This is a genomic window from Flavobacterium sp. K5-23 (assembly GCF_023278045.1).
GTDB lineage: Bacteria > Bacteroidota > Bacteroidia > Flavobacteriales > Flavobacteriaceae > Flavobacterium.
Map to the genome: position 1 here is coordinate 882223 of NZ_CP056783.1, position 17768 is coordinate 899990.

14 protein-coding genes are annotated in these 17768 nt (G+C 34.4%); 9 read left to right on the plus strand and 5 right to left on the minus strand.

Annotation, left to right across the window (positions count from 1 at the left end; all coding sequences use genetic code 11):
* Positions 1-3 precede the first annotated feature (3 nt).
* Entirely contained in the window at positions 4-258 is a 255-nt protein-coding gene (locus FLAK523_RS03930) for a DUF6327 family protein (protein WP_248906741.1), read from the plus strand.
* Between the two features lie 26 nt (positions 259-284).
* Here the strand turns inward: FLAK523_RS03930 and FLAK523_RS03935 are convergent, their stop codons facing one another.
* Positions 285-1274: an SPFH domain-containing protein gene (locus tag FLAK523_RS03935; RefSeq protein WP_248906743.1), complete on the minus strand. Its 990-nt coding sequence runs from the start codon at positions 1272-1274 to the stop codon at positions 285-287.
* A 150-nt stretch (positions 1275-1424) separates the two neighbouring features.
* On the opposite strand from FLAK523_RS03935, the gene FLAK523_RS03940 reads away from it, so the two are divergent.
* On the plus strand, positions 1425-2066 hold the full coding sequence (locus FLAK523_RS03940) for a PorT family protein (RefSeq protein WP_248906745.1): 642 nt from the start codon (positions 1425-1427) through the stop codon (positions 2064-2066).
* 33 nt (positions 2067-2099) lie between these two features.
* Here FLAK523_RS03940 and gltX read toward each other — a convergent pair whose 3' ends face one another.
* A complete protein-coding gene (gene gltX, locus FLAK523_RS03945; protein ID WP_248906747.1) occupies positions 2100-3605 on the minus strand; it encodes a glutamate--tRNA ligase in 1506 nt (501 codons plus the stop codon).
* A 162-nt stretch (positions 3606-3767) separates the two neighbouring features.
* Between gltX and FLAK523_RS03950 the strand changes: the two genes are divergently transcribed.
* The 6 genes from FLAK523_RS03950 to FLAK523_RS03975 all read left to right on the plus strand — a co-directional run bounded on the left by FLAK523_RS03950 (position 3768) and on the right by FLAK523_RS03975 (position 13896).
* Positions 3768-7079 carry a DUF4175 family protein gene (locus FLAK523_RS03950; protein WP_248906749.1) on the plus strand — a complete coding sequence of 1104 codons (3312 nt, stop codon included), beginning with the start codon at positions 3768-3770 and terminating at the stop codon, positions 7077-7079.
* Complete coding sequence (gene ybeY / locus FLAK523_RS03955) at positions 7076-7495, plus strand: rRNA maturation RNase YbeY (RefSeq protein ID WP_248906751.1); 420 nt, start codon at positions 7076-7078, stop codon at positions 7493-7495. The genes FLAK523_RS03950 and ybeY overlap by 4 nt, the downstream gene beginning before the upstream one ends.
* A gap of 173 nt (positions 7496-7668) precedes the next feature.
* Positions 7669-9540, plus strand: a complete 1872-nt coding sequence (gene mnmG, locus FLAK523_RS03960; protein ID WP_248906754.1) for a tRNA uridine-5-carboxymethylaminomethyl(34) synthesis enzyme MnmG — start codon at positions 7669-7671, stop codon at positions 9538-9540.
* 282 nt (positions 9541-9822) lie between these two features.
* Positions 9823-10671, plus strand: a complete 849-nt coding sequence (locus tag FLAK523_RS03965) for a bifunctional 2-polyprenyl-6-hydroxyphenol methylase/3-demethylubiquinol 3-O-methyltransferase UbiG (protein WP_248906756.1) — start codon at positions 9823-9825, stop codon at positions 10669-10671.
* 248 nt (positions 10672-10919) lie between these two features.
* On the plus strand, positions 10920-11495 hold the full coding sequence (locus tag FLAK523_RS03970; protein ID WP_248906758.1) for an OmpH family outer membrane protein: 576 nt from the start codon (positions 10920-10922) through the stop codon (positions 11493-11495).
* A 127-nt stretch (positions 11496-11622) separates the two neighbouring features.
* A complete protein-coding gene (locus tag FLAK523_RS03975) occupies positions 11623-13896 on the plus strand; it encodes a helix-turn-helix domain-containing protein (RefSeq protein ID WP_248906760.1) in 2274 nt (757 codons plus the stop codon).
* Between the two features lie 410 nt (positions 13897-14306).
* Here the strand turns inward: FLAK523_RS03975 and FLAK523_RS03980 are convergent, their stop codons facing one another.
* Positions 14307-15248 carry an SPOR domain-containing protein gene (locus FLAK523_RS03980; RefSeq protein ID WP_248906762.1) on the minus strand — a complete coding sequence of 314 codons (942 nt, stop codon included), beginning with the start codon at positions 15246-15248 and terminating at the stop codon, positions 14307-14309.
* Between the two features lie 203 nt (positions 15249-15451).
* On the opposite strand from FLAK523_RS03980, the gene dprA reads away from it, so the two are divergent.
* On the plus strand, positions 15452-16552 hold the full coding sequence (gene dprA, locus FLAK523_RS03985; protein ID WP_248906764.1) for a DNA-processing protein DprA: 1101 nt from the start codon (positions 15452-15454) through the stop codon (positions 16550-16552).
* 156 nt (positions 16553-16708) lie between these two features.
* Here the strand turns inward: dprA and FLAK523_RS03990 are convergent, their stop codons facing one another.
* Both FLAK523_RS03990 and FLAK523_RS03995 read right to left on the minus strand, forming a co-directional pair.
* Entirely contained in the window at positions 16709-17299 is a 591-nt protein-coding gene (locus tag FLAK523_RS03990) for a hypothetical protein (protein WP_248906766.1), read from the minus strand.
* A 12-nt stretch (positions 17300-17311) separates the two neighbouring features.
* Entirely contained in the window at positions 17312-17704 is a 393-nt protein-coding gene (locus tag FLAK523_RS03995; RefSeq protein ID WP_248906767.1) for a hypothetical protein, read from the minus strand.
* Between the last annotated feature and the right edge of the window lie 64 nt (positions 17705-17768).

Below are 17768 nucleotides of genomic sequence, written 5' to 3' on the forward strand. Positions count from 1 at the left end.
TCTATGAAAAACAAACAATACACTTCTTTCGATCAGATTGACAGAGAATTGGAAATTTTAAGAATTGAAAAAGAAATCAATCATCAAAAATTACTTTTAGTCGTTCAAAAAACAAAAGAAAGTTTACAACTTCTTAATATGGTTAGTGGTTTAGTGGGTACTATTAGTGCTCCTTTTTCTAATGCTTATACAGGTATTTTAAAAATGGGTATTCCACTGATTATCAAATTTCTAAGGCGTAAAAAAAGAGGCTGTTAAGCCTCTTTTTTATTTTATGGTAAAAACTATTCCTCTTCAGATTCGTCCTCTTCAGACTTTTTTTCTGGTAGATTGTCAGTATATTTATCCTCTTTTTTAGTTACAATTCTTTTATTTTTTTTCATCATTTCTCCTACTTGATTAGAAGCGCTAAATGAAGCCACCATATTATTTAGCATATCGCTTCCAGCTTGTGGTGAATTAGGTAATAATATTAAATTCGAATTTGTGTCTGCACCAATTGCTTGTAAAGTATCATAATGTTGTGTAACTACAATCAATGCCGAGGCTTCTTGTGAGTTAATACCAACTCTATTTAATACATCAACACTTTCTACTAATCCTCTCGCAATCTCTCTTCTTTGGTCTGCAATACCTTGTCCTTGAAGACGTTTACTTTCCGCTTCGGCTTTTGCTTTAGCTACAATTCTAATTCTAGATGCTTCGGCTTCAAATTCTGCTACCGTTTTCTCTCTGTCTGCAGCATTTATTCTATTCATTGCATTTTTTACTTGAATGTCTGGATCAATATCAGTAACCAAAGTATTAATGATCGTATAACCGTAAGTAGTCATTGCTTCATTTAATTCTCTTTTTACCGCTATTGCAATATCGTCTTTTCTTTCGAATACATCATCCAGTTTCAACTTTGGAACTTCAGCTCTAACTACATCAAACACATAAGAAGTAATTTGATCATGAGCATATTCTAATTTATAAAAAGCATCATAAACCGTTTCTTTTACAACCATAAATTGTACAGATACTTTTAGTTTTACAAAAACATTATCTTTTGTTTTTGTTTCGATGATAACATCCAATTGTTGGATTTTTAAATTCACACGTCCTGCAATACGGTCTATCAAAGGTATTTTTAATTGTAATCCAGAATGTCTTACACTGTGAAATTTACCAAATCGTTCCACAATAACGGATGTTTGTTGTTTGACTGTGAAAAAGGAGGATAGAAAAATAAATAATCCAAATACAAGAAAAATAATAAGAGCAATGTCCATAATTAGTATATTTTAGTTAAAAAACACTGTTAAATTACAAAAAAACTTTAGGTTTGTCACGGATTATAATTTTTATTGTGGTTTTGCCTTAATATCAATAACATAACCATTAATAGATTTTCAGTTTTAACCCATTATAATACCACAATAATGAAAAAGTTATTTATTAGCTTAGTTTTTTTTATACTAAGTAGTTCCGTTTTTGCACAATATTACTATAGAGATTCTAATCGAATTGGAATTACAGTAGGAGTTAATCAACTTTCTTTAAACACTGAAAATTTTACCACTAATCCTGAAATGGGATGGAATGCAGGACTTTCTATGCGTGGAAATTATTATAATAATTGGGATATGGTTTATTCCCTACAGTTTAGCGAAAACAATTTTACAGTACCAACAAGAAAATTAGGTATACTGGCTCAGGACGTTAATTATAAATTAGCTTCTGCTCAGGTATCTTTACAAATGAGTTATAGGTTAATTGAAAATCATCTAACTTTTGAGTTTGGTCCTATAGTTCAGGTCAATGGAAAATTAAAATTGGATGCAGACAAAGAAAATAATATTATAAACGGTACAACACTGTTGGCCAAAAATATAGTTGATGTTTCTAATTTTAATTTTTATCCTAGTGTGGGTTTTACCGCTGGAGTTAAACATTTTCGATTTAATGTTTCCTACCAATACGGTCTAAATAACTTTCTTGGGAATTTAAACAAGAATAATTTAGGGGTAGATTTTAAAGGAAACCCGGGTATTTTAAATGGCAATATTATTATTTATTTATAAAAAAAGCTCCCAATTTATTGGGAGCTTTTGGTTTTATAGAGTAGCTATTGCTTTCTGAATTCTGCTTATAGTTTCTTTTTTTCCTATAACTTCAACGATATCAAATAGGTGAGGACCTTTAAGGGCTCCAACTAAACTCAATCGAAAAGGCTGCATTACTTTACCCATCCCAATTTCGTTTTTCGTCATCCAGTCTTTTACAATAGTTTCGATATTCATAGATGTAAAATTTTCGATGTTTTCAAGAACAGTTGTCAGTTCCTGCATTAATGCTGGCGTCTCTGCTTTCCAGTTTTTAGATGCTTTCTCATCAAAAACTGTAGGAGCCACAAAAAAGAAATCACTCATTTCCCAAAACTCTGACACAAAATGCGCTCTTTCTTTGATTAATGAAACGATTTTTACAACTACATCATCTGCAATTGTAATCCCTTTTGATTCTAAAATAGGAGTGAAGTCTTTAGCTAAATCTTCGTTTTTTGCATTAATTAAGTATTGATGATTGAACCATTTGTTTTTCTCAGGATCAAATTTTGCTCCCGCTTTATGCACTCTATTCAAGTCAAAAGATTCTATTAGTTCGTCTAAAGAATATAATTCTTTTTCTGTTCCGTCATTCCAACCTAATAAGGCCAAGAAGTTAACAACTGCCTCTGGGAAAAATCCTTTCTCTCTGTATCCTGATGAAATCCCTTCTTCGGTATTCCATTCTAATGGAAATACAGGAAATCCTAATTTATCTCCATCACGTTTTGATAATTTTCCGTTTCCTACTGGTTTTAATATCAAAGGCAAATGAGCAAATTTAGGAGCTTTCCAATCAAATGCTCTGTATAATAAAACGTGTAATGGCATTGAAGGCAACCATTCCTCTCCACGAATAACGTGTGAAGTTTCCATTAAATGGTCATCCACGATATTTGCTAAATGATACGTTGGCATACCATCACTTTTAAACAATACTTTATCATCAAGTAAGTTGGTTTCAAACTTTACATCACCACGAATGATATCCTTTAAATGAAGTGTTTCATCAACCGGAGTTTTAAAACGGATAACATAATGTTCTCCATCAGCAATTCTTTTAGCTGTTTCTTCCACAGAAATCACTAAAGAAGTGTCCATTTTTTCTCTGATGGTATGGTTGTATATGAATGTTTTTCCTTGTTCTTCATCTGCTTTTCGTTGTGCATCTAATGCCTCTGCAGTATCAAATGCATAGTATGCCCAATCTGAATTGATTAATTGATCAGCATATTCCTTGTACAAATGTTTTCTTTCGCTTTGACGGTAAGGACCAAATTTTTCATTTTTACCAATAGTTTCGTCTGGAGAAATCCCTAACCATTCCAAGGCTTCCATAATATAGGCTTCAGCACCTGGAACAAAACGATTTTGATCAGTATCTTCAATTCTTAGAAAGAAGGTACCGCCATTTTTTTTGGCAAATAAATAATTAAATAGGGCAGTACGGACACCACCAATATGTAAAGGTCCTGTAGGACTTGGTGCAAAACGCACACGAACTGGATTCGACATTTTTAGTAAATTTTGCTGCAAAGATACAATTTCATACAGTCAAATTGATTGTTTGAAAATGAGATTGTTTATAGACTGTTTAATTATTTGAATTTGTATTAACATTTCTATATTGATATAAATTGTTACTTTTATAGGTTATAATATAATAACTTATATATTTTGGATACTTCAAATGTTATTTATCAAAAGCTGGAACAGTTTATTAGTAAATATTATACTAATGAATTGATACGTGGAACCCTCTTATTTATAGGTTTTGGGTTGTTGTATTTCTTGTTCACGCTCTTTGTGGAATATTTTCTTTGGCTTAAGCCAATGGGTAGAACGCTTTTGTTTTGGACATTTATAGGTGTTGAAGCGTTCCTTTTGTTTCGTTTTATTTTGTTTCCAATATTCAAACTATTAAAAATTAAAAAAGGTATTGGGTATACAGATGCTTCTGTTATTATTGGTAATCATTTCTCGGAAGTGAAAGATTCACTTACTAATTTTATTCAATTGATGGATTCTGGAAATCATCAAAAATCAGAATTGTTATTGGCTTCCATTGAACAAAAAGCCAATTCGTTGCAACCCATTCCTTTTAGTAAAGCTGTAAATTTTAATTCGAATCAAAGATATTTACCCCTTGCTATTATTCCCATTTTGTTTTTTGCTGTCTTTTATCTCTCGGGAAACAACTCAATAATCTCTCAAAGTTTAAATAGGGTAGTGCATTTTAATTCTGTTTTTCTTCCTCCAGCACCTTTTCAATTTGTGGTTTTAAATTCTAAATTACAAACAGAACAGAATCAAGATTTCATTCTTAAGGTTAAAACAACAGGTAAGGTGGTTCCTGAGAATGCTATGATTTATTTAGGAGACGAAAGTTATTTTATGGAGGCTGGTAAATCAGGTGAATTCGAATATAAGATTACTAAACCTATTGCCGATATTTCATTTCATCTTGAAGCAAATTCAGTTTCTTCTAAGGAATATGAACTCAATGTTATTACGGTTCCCTCAATTGCAAATTTCGAAATGCAGTTGAATTACCCTTCGTATCTTAAGAAAAAACCTGAAGTAGTTAAAGGAACTGGGAATGCTATAATTCCTGAAGGAACTCTCGTTTCTTGGAGAATAAACACTTTGGCAACCGAAAATATGGTTTGGATGGATGCAAAAGCGGTTTTTCCTTTTGTAAAAGCGGAAAACAACTTTTCTTTATCTAAAAACATTACTCAAAACACAGAATATCAAATTATTACGTCAAATAACAAAATAAAAAACCACGAAAAACTGAATTATCAACTTACTGTCATCAAAGATCAGTATCCCACCATTAATGTTAACCACGCTCCAGACAGTTTGAAGGTAGATAAGAGTTTTTTTTTGGGTCAAATATCAGATGATTATGGTTTATCCAAGTTGCACATTATTTACTATCCAAAGAGTAAACCTGAAGGAGTCAAACGTGGAACAATTGCAATTAAGCAAGATATAAATGACCGTTTTGTTTTTTCTTTTCCAGGGAATCTTCCTGTTGAAAAAGGGGTTTCTTATGAGTATTATTTTGAAGTTTTTGATAACGATAGTGCTCATAATTTTAAAAGTACTAAGTCTTCTATTTTCTCTAATCGCGTTGCTACTGATGAAGAGAAGGAAGATCAGATATTGAAAAACCAAAAAGATAATATCAACAGTTTAAATAAGTCAATAAAAAATCAAGACAAGCAAATAGCTGAATTGGATAAGTTGCAAAAATCAGGAATGGAGAAGAAGAGTTTTGAATTCAAAGACCAACAAAAAGCTAATGATTTCATCGATCGTCAAAAAATTCAGGACAATATGATGAAGGAGTTTGCGGAGAAAATGAAAGACAATTTGGATCAATTCAAAACGGATAAAAAAGATGAGTTTAAAGAAGAACTTCAAAAGAGGTTAGATAAAGCTGCTAATGATTTAGAAAAAAATCAAAAACTATTGGATGAACTTAAAGAGCTTAATGATAAAATAAAGAGTGAAGATCTAATGGAAAAGTTAGATAAGTTTAAACAAAATAGTAAGAACCAGATCAAGAATTTACAACAGTTAGTAGAACTTACTAAGAAGTATTACGTAGAAAAGAAAGCAGAACAAATTGTAGATAAATTAGAAAAGCTTTCGGAGAAACAAGATGCGCTTTCTAACAAGGAGAAAGAAAATACGTTAGACAAACAAAAGGATATCAATAAGACATTCGATAAAATACAAGAAGATTTAAAAGACCTGCATAAGGAGAATAAGGAGTTGAAATCTCCTATGGATATCCCTACAGATTTAGAGAAAGAACAAAGTATAGACGATGATTTAAACAAAGCTTCTGAAGAATTACAGAAAGACAATGCCGCTAAAGCAAAACCAAAACAGAAAAGTGCTGCCAAGAAAATGAAAGAAATGGCCGGAAAAATGGCAAAGGGTATGGAAGGTGCTGAGCAGGAACAAATGGAAGAAGATGTGAAAATGCTAAGACAGATTCTGGATAATTTATTGACTTTTTCTTTGTCTCAAGAAGATTTAATGAAGCAGTTTAAAAGTCTTAGAATAGGTTCTCCTGCATTCAATAAGAATATTAAAATTCAACAAAATCTCAAACAACAGTTCAAACACATTGACGATAGTTTGTTTTCTATGTCACTGCGTAATCCTAAAATCACTGAAGATGTAACTAAAGAAATTGGGAATGTGCATTACAATATAGACAAATCTTTAGAGAATTTTTCAGATGCCCAGTTTCCAAAAGGATTGTCGCATCAACAATATACAATTTCATCAGCTAATAAATTAGGTGATTTCTTAAGTGAGTTATTGAATAATATGAAACAGTCTTTATCAGGAATGGGTTCAGGCAAACCAAAACCGGGGAGTGGAAGTGGAATGCAATTGCCAGACATCATTAAAAAGCAAGAAGGATTGTCTGAAAAAATGAAAGAAGGTATGAAACCCGGACAAAAACCGGGAGAAGGAAAAGACGGCAAAGATGGCAAAGAAGGTTCTGGAAACACAAAGGGTTCTGGTAATGGTCAAAATGGTGAGGATGGAGAAGGGGATGCCAAAGCGATTATGGAAATTTACAAAGAACAAAAACTCCTTCGAGAATCACTTCAAAACGAATTAAACAAACAAGGATTAGGTGGTAGTGGCCAAAATGCAATGGAGCAGATGAAGCAAATCGAAAAGCAATTATTGAATAAAGGTTTTAATAATGAATCCCTTCAAATGATGTTGAATTTAAAGTATGAATTATTAAAATTAGATACCGCCGTTCAACAACAAGGACAAGAAAACAAAAGGCAGTCTGAGGCCAATAAAAGAGAATTCAATAATCGTTCTAATGTACTGCCGGAAGCTTTGTTAGATTATTTAAACAGTATTGAGATTTTAAATAGACAATCATTACCTTTGCGCTCCAATTTTAACCTTAAGGTTCAAGAATATTTTAATAAAAAATGATTAATTTCAATTACGAATCCGACTTTAATTTAGACAATGAAGAGGTTATTGCTTCTTGGTTGTCTAATGTGATTTTATCCGAGAACAAGAAAGAAGGAGAGATCAATTACATCTTCTGTGATGACGAATATCTTCACAACATCAATATGGAGTATTTAAACCACGACACCTTAACTGACATAATTAGTTTTGATTACTCTATGGGTAATGAATTACACGGTGATATTTTTGTTTCCGTGGAGCGTGTCGCAGACAATGCCGCTGATTTTAAAGTTTCTTTTGATGAGGAACTGAAGCGTGTTTTAGTTCACGGTGTTTTACATTATTGCGGTTACAAGGACAAAAGCGAAGAGGATGCTGCTTTAATGCGTTCAAAAGAAGACGAAAAGATTGCGTTGTTCCACGTGGAACAGTAAACATCGATTCATAAATAAAACATAATGTTTCACGTGGAACATTATGCTTTGATTAGTTTTGCAGAACAATTAGTTTCACGTGGAACAATGTATAAATAAAAAGGTGTTTAACGGGGTGAAACCCTGATAACAAAGCCTTCGCCCGACGTCAGTCGGGACAAATAATTAAGAATATGTTTTTAGAGGAATACGATGTTATTGTAGTTGGTGCTGGTCACGCAGGTTCTGAGGCAGCCGCTGCCGCTGCTAATTTGGGTTCGAAAACTTTATTGGTTACTATGAGTTTGCAAAACATCGCGCAGATGTCTTGCAATCCTGCGATGGGTGGTATTGCAAAAGGCCAGATCGTTCGTGAGATTGATGCCCTTGGCGGATACTCCGGAATTGTATCTGATAAAACCGCGATCCAATTCAAAATGTTGAATAAATCGAAAGGTCCTGCGATGTGGTCGCCAAGAGTTCAAAGTGACCGTATGCGTTTTGCTGAAGAGTGGCGTATGATGTTAGAGGGAACTCCAAATCTTGATTTTTATCAAGAGATGGTTCAAGGGTTGATTATTGAAGGTGGGAAGATAAAAGGAATTCGAACTTCGCTTGGAATTGAAATCAAAGCGAAATCAGTTGTTTTGACCAATGGAACTTTTTTGAACGGTTTGATCCATATTGGGGAGAAACAATTCGGTGGAGGTAGAGCGGGCGAAAGTGCTGCTTATGGAATCACTGAAGATTTGATTAAAGTAGGTTTTGAATCCGGAAGAATGAAAACAGGAACGCCTCCAAGAGTGGACGGACGTTCTTTGGATTATTCAAAAATGAACGAAGAAAAAGGAGATGCGAAGCCAGATAAGTTTTCCTATTCGGATATGACCACGCCGTTAATTCATCAAAGATCTTGTCATATGACGTACACGTCTTTGGATGTGCACGATATTTTAAGGGAAGGTTTTGATCGTTCTCCTATGTTTAATGGAAGGATAAAAAGTATGGGCCCGAGATATTGTCCTTCAATCGAGGACAAGATTAATAGGTTTGCTGATAAAGAAAGACATCAATTATTTGTTGAACCAGAAGGTTGGAAAACGTGTGAGGTTTATGTGAATGGTTTTTCTACTTCTCTTCCTGCGGACATTCAATATAAAGCTATGAAATCTGTTGCTGGTTTTGAAAACGTAAAATTTCTTCGTGCGGGATATGCAATCGAATACGATTATTTTCCACCAACACAATTAAAACATACTTTAGAAACGAAGTTAGTGGAAGGGTTGTATTTTGCTGGACAAATTAACGGAACTACGGGATATGAAGAAGCAGCTTCTCAAGGATTGATGGCTGGTATAAATGCACATTTAAAAGTTCACGAAAAAGCGCCTTTAATTTTAAAAAGAGACGAAGCGTATATCGGGGTTTTAATTGATGACTTAATTACTAAAGGAACCGAAGAGCCGTATAGAATGTTTACCTCTCGTGCAGAGTATAGAACTTTGTTGCGTCAGGATAATGCCGATTTCAGATTGACGCCAATGTCACACGAAATAGGATTGGCTTCTGAGAAACGTTTACGTCGTATGGAGCATAAATTAAAAGCTTCCGAAAAAATGGTAGCTTTCTTTAAAGAGACAAGTGTGTCGATTGCTGAGGCAAATCCTGTTTTGGAATCTAAAGGAACTGCTTTAATTTCTCAAGGGGATAAAATGTTTAAAGTTTTCTCTCGTCCACAAATAGATTTAGAGGATATGCTTAAGTTTGATAAAGTTCAAGATTACATTAACGAGAATGAGGTGGATCAGGAAATTCTGGAACAAGCCGAAATTCAAGTAAAGTATTCTGGCTATATAGAGAAAGAAAGAAATAATGCTGATAAGCTAACGCGTTTAGAAGATGTGAAGATTCCTGAAAACTTCGATTATGAAAAAATTAAATCGATGTCTATTGAAGCAAAACAAAAACTAAATCGTATTCGTCCTGTAACGATTTCTCAAGCATCAAGAATTTCAGGAGTGTCACCAAGTGATATTTCTGTACTGTTGATTTATATGGGACGTTAAGAGTTTGTTAGTGATCAGTGGTCAGTGTACAGTTTGTAGGGGTCTGTTTAATCTGCGGTCTATTTTGGCCACTGAATACTGATCACTGTTTACTGAACACTGAATAAAGAACACTGAACACTGAACACTGAATACTGATTACTAAAATTGTTCCACGTGAAACTATTGCCGAAAGCCAGGCTGTGACTGAAGAGTTGTTGAAATAAAATTATGGAGCCTCAAGGAAATTTTATTTCTTTTGGTTTTCGAATAAAAGAAGAATAATTACAATTAAACTAATTAATGGATATTTCAGAAAAAAAGCATTTTCTAACCTTGAAGGATTATTCCGTTTCCAAAGAAACTTTCGATTTGTATCAGGACGAAGCCTTGGATATGTTAGTTACTTTTCCGCAGCCTGATGAAAATAATCTGGCTCGTTATTACGAAAGCGCCGATTACATTTCGCACACCGATTCAAAAAGATCGTTATTTGAAAAAGCGTATCATTTTGTAAAAAACATTGCTTTAAAAAACAAACTGGATTTGATTAATTCACTTCAGTCTAATAAAGGAAGGATTTTGGATATTGGAGCCGGAACAGGAGAATTCCTTTCGGTGACTAAACAAAACGGTTGGCAGACAACAGGAGTGGAGCCAAGTGATAAAGCCAAGTCCATTGCAATGAATAAGGGAATTTCGTTTGTTGAAAACACATCCGAGTTGGAAAGCAACACTTTTGACGTGATTACAATGTGGCACGTTTTAGAACACGTACCTGATTTAGATAAACAACTAAAAGAATTAAAGCGCTTGTTGAAAGTGGACGGAACTTTAATTGTGGCGGTTCCTAATTTTAAATCTTTCGATGCAAAGCACTACGGAAAATTTTGGGCGGCTTACGATGTACCCATTCATTTTTGGCATTTTTCAAAAACTTCAATTAAATTACTTTTCGAAAAAGAAGGAATGCAATTGAAAAAAGTGCTTCCTATGAAATTTGATTCTTTTTATGTGAGTCTTTTATCGGAAAAATATAAAACCGGGAAAATGAATTTCATTAAAGCTTTTTTTGTCGGTTTACGGTCGAATTGGAAAGGGAAACGAAATTTTGAATATTCGTCTCACATTTACGTCATAAAAAACAGCTAATTTTGATTTTAAGCCTGTTTAAGCTTGTTTTTAATCCGTATTGAGTATTTCATATGCTCTTTTATAGAAATTCGCTTAAATTAAACCCTGTAAGGTCAATTTTTATAATTATGTTTTATAGCTATTGTTATATCGATAATTAAAATTTATACCATAAAAAATGTCGCATTTATCAAACTTTTTGAGGATGCTGTCTATTTTTTTATATTTTTGTCATCAATACTTAAAAAAACTAGAAATACACCAAAATGAAAAAAGGATTATTAATTATCGCATTATCTATATCACTTTTCGCTTGTAATAAAACTGCGGAAGTAAAAGAAGTTAAAACCGCTTATGTAGATACTTCTATTTTAATGAAAGAGTATACAGAAGCAAAAGATCTTGAAGCTAAATATAAAGCACAGTCTGAAGAAAAAGGAAGATTGCTTGAAGCAGAAATAAAACGTTTCAAACAAGATGCTGCCAATTTTCAATCTCAAGCACAGGCTAACGGTCAATCTTGGGCACAACAAAGAGGAGCTGAATTACAAAAAAGAGAACAAGAATTGAGTTATGCTCAACAAGCCTTGTCTCAACAATTACAACAAGAAAGTGGAGCCGAAATGGATTCATTAGTAAGTGGAGTAAAGAAATTCATCAAATCTTACGGTAAAGAAAAAGGATATTCTTATATCTATGGAACTGGAGACGCTGCGACTGTTTTGTATGCTGAAGATAAATTTGACATCACAAAAGATATCATTAAAGCATTGAATGACAAGTACAAATCTGCTGCTAAAACTGAAGATAAAAAAGAAGAAAAAGCAGAAGCTAAGAAATAATACTTTCTGTTTCTATTACATCAAAATGCCTTCATCTGAAATTCAGAATTGAAGGCATTTTTTATATAAGATATTGAAAATAATATGGTGTTATTTTCAATATCTTTATCTTTTAATTATACGCCTAATGCAAGAACTCTCTGAAGCAGCTGCTTACACACTGCAATTCATCAATCAAACACAACGTTCTGTTTTTTTAACAGGAAAGGCTGGTACCGGTAAAACAACTCTGTTACGTGAAATTATAGCTACCACCCATAAAAACACGGTAGTTGTTGCGCCTACAGGAATTGCGGCTTTAAATGCTGGTGGAGTTACAATTCACTCCATGTTCCAACTTCCTTTTGGTGGATTTATTCCTTCTTTTAACGTGGAATCCCAATTTACGGAATCGATTAAATTTGAGTCCAAAGACACTTTGCGCAGGCATTTTAAAATGGGAGGTTTAAAGAAAGCGGTGATTCGCAATATGGAACTCCTGATTATAGACGAAGTGAGTATGCTCCGTGCGGATTTATTAGACGCAATGGATTATATGATGCAAACCGTTCGAAAAAAAACAACTCCTTTTGGTGGAGTTCAAGTATTGTATATAGGAGATTTATTACAATTACCTCCCGTTATTCGCGACGAGGAATGGCGAACGTTGCGCAATTATTACAAAGGGAAATTCTTTTTCCATTCCCACGTGGTGCAACAAAATCCGCCTTTGTATATTGAATTATCTAAAATTTTCCGTCAAACGGATGATGCATTTATAGCCGTTTTAAATAATCTGCGTAACAACCAGATTTCGCCCCAGGATATTCAGGTGCTGAACAAGTTTGTAAAACCAGACTTTGATTTAAAAGCCAACAAAGGTTACATTACATTAACCACCCATAATGTCAAAGCCGATGCTATCAATGCCCAGGCTTTGCAAGACCTGAAAGGGGAATTAATAACATATAAGCCTGATGTAGTAGGGGACTTTCCTGAAAAAATATTTCCAGTTGAAGAGCGATTACAACTTAAACTTGGTGCCCAAGTGATGTTTGTAAAAAACGATCTGTCTCCTGAAAAGAATTATTTCAATGGGAAAATGGGGGTTATCCAGTCGCTTTCGTCTCAGGAAATTCTGGTTCATTTTCCTGAAGAAGACAAAACCATCGAAGTGGATAAATACGAATGGCAAAACATTCGCTACAAAGTGGATGAAATGACAAAGGAAATCGAAGAAGAGGTTTTGGGAACTTTCGTCCATTATCCTTTAAAATTGGCCTGGGCCATTACGGTACATAAAAGTCAGGGATTAACTTTTGATAAGGCTGCAATTGATGTGTCGCAAGTTTTTCTTCCGGGACAAGCATATGTGGCGCTTTCCCGTTTACGTTCGTTAGAAGGGCTTATTTTGCTCTCACCGTTGCGTATGAACGGAATTTCTAACGATCAAGATGTGATGGATTATTCGCTGAATAAAGCTTCAGATGAATTATTAAAGAATTCGCTGCATTTCGAAACCAAGAATTTCATCCATAATTACCTGATTAACACCTTCGAATGGGCTGATTTGGCACAGGAATGGCGCAATCACAAGTACAGCTATACTGAAAATTCAGAAAGTTCGGCCAAATCAAAGCACGCACTTTGGGCAACCAAGCAAATGGAGGCTATCGATTCCCTTTTGGATCCATCCAAAAAATTCATCATCCAGCTGAATAAAATATTCGCTTCTGAAACGGTGGATTTAATTCACGTTTCCGAGAGAATACAGGCGGCTTTCTCTTATTTCTTGAAACCAATGGACGAATTGGTTTTTGAACTTATTTGGAAACTGGAAGAAGTAAAGCGCGTCAAAAAAGCAAAAGCATTCCACGATGAGTTAGTGGTGCTCGAAGAATTGCAAACCAAAGCGGTATTGCGATTAATGAAAGCGAAACTTTTAATAGAAACGGTAGTTTCCGGGGAAACCATCTCCAAGGAAAAACTTACTTCCGAAGAAATTAAACAATACAAAACACGCAAAACGGATGCTATTCAAAAACAATTCAAGGAGCTAAATATTACTTTGATTGAGGATGATGCGGCTATTGAGCGTTATACATCCAAGAAAAAATCAGATACAAAAGCGCCCAAAAAATCGACGGTAGAGGAAACCCACGAATTGTGGCTGGCTAAAAATTCGATTCAGGATATCGCCACGATACGAAAACTAACCACACAAACGATTGAAAGTCATCTGGTGAAGTTGATACAGTCTAAAAAAGTAGTCATCAGGGACGTTTTGCCCCAGGATAAAATCGAGGAACTTACGGAAGCTTTCCGTTACCACAAAGAAGAATCGCTAAACGGTTTAAAGGAGCAACACGGCGATAAATTCTCTTGGGACGAACTTAGGATGTATAAAGCGAGTTTGAATTAGGAACACCACGATCGGGTTTTTTAAGGAGCATTGTTCCCGCTATTCGTTATAATCTTGTGGGGCAAAACAAAAGCCCCACAAGGATTTCCACTGCTATCGGGGTTAGGGAATAAGATTTGGTGATTTAAGTGTCATTCCAACCTGCCAAATTAAAAGCGCAATCTGAGTTATAAACACGTGATGCAGCAGCCGTGATTGCTTCGTTCCTCGCAAAGACACAAACCACGTTATTGGCGATCCCGATAACTATCGGGAGAAGCAATCACACTAACAATGATAACAGAAAGACGATGAAAGATAAATCAAATCGCTGCGTTTTTCATCCTTAGGCAAAGGACAAAGCTCATAAAAAAAATCCCCCAAAAAGTAAAAACTATTTGGGGGATTTTAAACCTTAAAAAGGGTTGTTATTATAATGATTCTATCAAAATCCAAGCTTCTGGATTATGTGTTTTTTGAATTTCATTTTTAGCTTTTTCCGCTTCAGCAAAAGTTTTGTAGCTACCGTATAAAACGGGAAATAAACCGTGCTTGTTGATATCTATTCTTCGGGCTTTAAAACCTAATTTGTTTAAGTTTTTAAATATTTTCTCCGCATTTTTTTCGTCTCTAAAAGCACCTGCCATAATGTGGTACGGTAATTTCCCTTCTTTTATGGAAAGTGTAACCGCTGGAATTGGGCTTTCGATGAAAAATGTAGCTTCTTGTATTTTTTGTTCTACTTGTTTTTGTACCGCTGATTCTACTAATAAAGTTTCAGATGCAATTTGGTTTTGGTATAATGGGTATCCAACACTTCCCGTTAATCCTAATCCAAGTACAAAGATCGCTGCATATCGTAAATAAGGACGACTTCTTCTTTCCTCAAGTTCCACAATTTCTGAAACAAAAACATCTTCTTCTAAAGCTTCTATTTTTTGTTCGAAAATTTCTCTTTTTACAAGTGGGGAAACAAAAGAATTTAAACCAAAAGAACTTGACAAATAATTCGTTTGATCGTAAGGGGTGAATATCACGCCATTGTCTACATTCAAACGCAAGTCACCCACGTTTTTAATCGAACAAATTCCAGTTTCCTGAAGCGTTTTTTTCCAATTCAAAACCTCATATTGGATAGCGCTTACCGCATAATCGTAAGATGTCTTTTCTGATTGCGCAATATGATTTGCTAACAAGCCATCATTATTTTTAATGTTGGCATTAAAAGAAATCATTTTTTTCGGTGGAAAAAATGAATTTGAGCTTTCATTCAGCTGTGCCGACTGAATTTCGGTCAAAAAAGCGCCGAAACCAGGAACGGTAACACATTGATAACGATATAAAAGCTGGGCGATGTAAGGTTGGATATTCATACTTACAAAGTTATACAATGAAAATAGTTATCAAAATTTTATTCACAATTTTTATTAACAATTGCCAGAAATAATTTATACTTTTCAGAAACAATAGGTTAGCCTTAAAAACCTATTTATAAAAAAATGTTTTATTTGAGTTTAAGGATGCTTTTTGTGGTGGCCAACAGTACTATTTTATAAATTGTAATATCGTTTTTATAATGACAGACCAGGATTTATTTCATTTAATGGCCTTGCAAAGGGTAGAAGGAGTTGGGGACATAATGGCCAAAAAACTGCTGACTCATTGCGGAACTGCCGAAGCCGTTTTTAATTCCAAGACCTCTCAACTTGCCGCAATTGACGGAGTGGGAGCTATGTTGTTAAAAAGTTTAAAAGACAAATCGGTTTTTGAAAAGGCCAATCGGGAATTGGAGTTTATAAAATCCAATGACATTAAGGTGTCCTGTTTTCTGGACGAAGATTATCCTGATCGACTAAAACATTGCTTTGACGGCCCCGTTTTATTATTCACTTCGGGGAACATCGATTTAAAAAACCGAAAGATCATTAGTATTGTGGGCACACGACAAATCACTTCTTACGGAACGGAGTTTTGCAGAAAACTGATTGAGGATATCGCGCCGCTGGATCCCATTATCGTGAGCGGTTTTGCGTATGGAGTGGATATCGTGGCACACCAGTTGGCTATGGATAACAATCTCCAAACGATAGGTGTGGTGGCGCACGGTTTGAACCAAATATACCCCAAAACTCATAAGAAGTACGTCGCCAAAGTCGAAGAAAACGGTGGTTTCATGACCGAATTTTGGAGCTCTTCGAATCCCGACAAGGAAAACTTCGTGCGCAGAAACAGAATCGTGGCCGGAATGTCTGAAGCCACAATCGTGATTGAATCCGCGGATAGGGGAGGTTCGTTGATTACCGCTAATATGGCAAACGATTACAACCGCGATGTATTTGCCGTTCCGGGACGCGTAACTGACAAGTACAGCGCAGGCTGCAACAACCTGATAAAAACCCAAAAAGCCAATGTGCTCACCAGCGCCGCCGACTTGGTTTACATCCTGAATTGGGACTTGGAGAAAGAAACCAAATCCGTGCAAAAACAATTGTTTGTTACCCTGGACGACGATGAACAAAAAGTCTATGACTACCTCTTAAAAACTGGTAAAGAAATTATGGACATCATTGCCTTGCGTTGTGATTTCCCCATTTATAGGATTTCAGGACTGCTATTGAATATGGAACTCAAGGGCGTGGTAAGGCCGTTGCCGGGGAAATTGTTTGAGGCGATATAGAATTATTTAACCGCAAAGTTCACAAAGAAAACACTAAGGCCACAAAGTTTTTTAAATGAAAAAACGCAAAGAATTATTCTATTAAATAATTCTTTGCGTTCCTAGTGAAACCCTTTGGGCTCTTTGTGGTTAAGTATAAAGTTTTCTCGCTAAAACTTAATTATAGACCCCATCAAAATACTCATTAATAACAACCCATTTACCATCTTTTTTTTCTAAAACATATACTCCCCCAGCTGATGAGTCTCTAAAAATAATTGTATAGGAATAAAAATATAAAAGCGCATATTTATTATTTGAAAACAATAAAGGTCGCGATATCTTATACCCTTTACTAAGGTTTTTTAGATGTTGATCAATTTCACTTTCTTGAAATTGCTTATTGTATTCCATAATTGGAATATGCAATAGGTCGAAATCTGTTTTTTTCCAATAATAGGGAATAGTATCATTTTTGTATTTAGCCTTCAATATGGCAATCCCTTTTCTATTTATTGACCAATAATCTTTTTCTTTTAAATTATTATTTAAGTAATAGTTTACGTCTCTTTTGTTATATACTTCTTCATAAGTCTCTATTGCTCGATTTCTAGTAAGCGATTGATTTATAAGGTAAATCATCTTTACGTATTTTTCATTCTTATATTTTTCATTTAAAAAATCTTTAACGATTTCATTCTCTAGTTTAGTAGTGGAACAGGAGAATAATATAAAACAAAGGAGGGATAGTGACAGGTATGTTTTCATTATTCAATGGGTTTATTCAATTTCAATACCCGATTCTACGTGTATATATTCTGTTTTTTTAGTGGAGTTCTTTACTAAAAACACGACATAATTACTAAATAAAGCAGCAAGTTTTTGATCCTCCAATTTTTTATTTTTATCATAAAACTTTGATGAACGCACATATTTTTTAAGTGACAGAATTTTTTTGGGATTTAGATTGTTTTTTACCTCACCTTTTTTAAAGAAAAAAGACCCGTTGTTGCCACCACTACTGTCATCTAGATAAAAATGACTAGGGATTTCAACATATGCATTTATATATGTTTTGTCATATTTAAAAAAAAGTGTGTCTTTTGGTTTTTCTTGAGCCTTTAATTTCGATGTCGAAATTAAAGAAAGTAAAATAATAATAACGGTTTTCATTTTTAAATTTTTATTAGACTTTAATTAATTCTCATAAAATAGCGTAATATCCACAAAGTCTTTT